The following is a 1,395-nucleotide window of genomic DNA, read 5'->3' on the forward strand; positions in this document are numbered from 1 at the left end:
TGGGCGAGGGCGGCCGCGCCGAGGGTGCGGGCCAGGCCGAGGGCCTGGTCGCCCTGGTGCTGGACGGTGGCCGGGTCGACCCGGTCCGGGTCGTCGGCGGCGCCGTGGTAGGCCGTGTAGCCGTCCAGGTAGGCGAGGTTGAGACCCTGGTGGCCGGCCCGCGCGAGGACGGTGAAGTCGGTGAGGTTGGGCAGGTAGCGGTAGGCGGCGTCGAGCAGCGAGCTCGTGCGCGCGGAGGGGACGTGGTCGGCGAGCGCGTCGACCAGCCAGGCGGCGTCGGGGCCGGTCTCGAACATCAGGCTGGGGCCGCGGCTGCCTCGGGCCTCGAAGTTGAGCACGACGGCGTCGCGCGGCAGGAACTCCGGTGCGTCGGCGAGGGCCCGGGAGCCGAGCAGACCGCTCTCCTCGGCGTCGGTGAAGACGAGGAGGACGTCGTTGCGCGGGGCCGGTCCGGAGCGCAGGGCGCGGGCCGTCTCCAGCAGCACGGCGACCGGGACCCCGGCGTCGTTGGCTCCGGGGCCGGCCTCGGTGGAGTCGTAGTGGGTGACGAGGGCGACCGGCCGGGTGCTCGCGCTGCCCGGGAGGCGCGCGACGACGTTGTCCACGCGCAGCCCGGCGTAGCGGGAGTCGGCGCCCGTGGGGGAGAGGTCGGGCATGTGGGTGACGGACGCGGTGGTCTGCACCCTCGTCTCCAGGCCCAGCTCGGTGAGCGTGCGCACGATGTCCTCGCGGACCCGGGTGTGGGCGGGGGAGCCGCTCGGGCGCGGCTCGGTGGCGATCGCGCGGACGCGGTCGACGGCGCGGGCGGCGGAGAAGTCCCGGGCGGGCGCGTTCGCGTCGCGCGGGGCGGGCAGCCGGTCCTGCCAGGCGGTCAGGGCCGCGCAGAGCGCGGCGAGGAGCAGGACGGCGACCGGGAGGATCCAGGGGGAGGGTGGTGCCGGGGAACCGCCGCGGCGCGGGCCGGGCGGCTCGGCGGGTCGGACCGGTGGGGTGTCAGACCGCTTGACTGCCATGGACGGTGGGCTCCTCGCGGCGGCGGTACGGGTGGTGGCGGTCGCGGGAGGGTTCGCACCGGCGGAGCGTGCCCGCGATCTGCTCGGCGATGTCCCGGCCGGTGGCGGCGCCGAGTTCGGCTTCGGCGCGCTGCCGGGCGTAGTCGCGCACGAGCGGGTTGAACGCGTAGTGCGGGCCGTCGGCGACCTCGCCGGGGGCGACCGCGAGCAGGTGCTGGCCGACCAGCAGGTCGAGCAGCCGCTGGGTGTCCTCGTCCGGCCGGTCGGCGACGGCGGAGGCCACGCACTCGGGGATGGAGGCGAGTTCGCACAGGCTCAGCCGCAGCCACAGGCGGTAGCCGGCCAGCGAGAGCTGGTCGAGCGTGGAGGCCAGGCGGGCGCC

Annotated in this window: 1 protein-coding gene and 1 pseudogene; both read right to left on the reverse strand. The window is 76.8% G+C overall.

The window, feature by feature from the left end:
• The coding region (locus AB0O00_RS39510) for a M28 family peptidase (RefSeq protein ID WP_363659499.1) at positions 1-1,013 on the reverse strand (1,013 nt) is incomplete at its 3' end.
• Positions 994-1,395 (reverse strand): annotated as a pseudogene (locus AB0O00_RS39515) (SARP family transcriptional regulator); the annotation flags it as partial. The gene AB0O00_RS39510 and the pseudogene AB0O00_RS39515, both read right to left, overlap by 20 nt.

The organism is Kitasatospora sp. NPDC093558 (genome assembly GCF_040683475.1).
Lineage (GTDB): Bacteria > Actinomycetota > Actinomycetes > Streptomycetales > Streptomycetaceae > Kitasatospora.